General features: G+C 38.5%; 1 pseudogene. It reads right to left on the reverse strand.

What is annotated here, in order from left to right:
* Positions 1 to 603, reverse strand: a pseudogene (locus KLA_RS17395) (hypothetical protein); the annotation flags it as partial.

The following is a 603-nucleotide window of genomic DNA, read 5'->3' on the forward strand; positions in this document are numbered from 1 at the left end:
GAAATAGTAACATCATTATCTTCTGAAGCATTAACTACGTTATCACCCTCAATAGGAGTTGTAATATCTATTGCTGGTAATGTATTATCTAAAGTAATAGGGTCATTATCAGTTGCAGGGTTAAGTGCAACATCAGTAACATCAGCTGTTACAGTAATTGTTCCGTTATTTAGTCCAGAGATATCTGCATCCGCAGCTGTCCAAGTGCTGCCAGTAACCGTAGCAGTTGTTGTGACAACAGGATTAACGCCATCGTCAAAAGTAACCGTTACAGTTTGTCCATCTTCTACATCAGTAGTAGTACCAGAAATAGTAACATCACCATCTTCGGCAGCATTTACCACATCATCATCTTCAATAGGCGTAGTAATGTTTATTGTAGGTGTAGTATTATCTAAGGTAATAGGGTCATTATCTGTAGCAGGATTAAGAGCCACATCAGTAACATCAGCTGTTACAGTAATTGTTCCGTTATTTAGTCCAGAGATATTTGCATCCGTAGCAGTCCAATTACCACCACTAACTGTAGCAGTTGTTGTAACAACAGGATTAACGCCATCATCAAAAGTAACAGTTACGGTTTGTCCATCTTCTACATCAGTA

The organism is Cellulophaga geojensis KL-A (genome assembly GCF_000568425.1).
GTDB classification, from domain to species: domain Bacteria; phylum Bacteroidota; class Bacteroidia; order Flavobacteriales; family Flavobacteriaceae; genus Cellulophaga; species Cellulophaga lytica.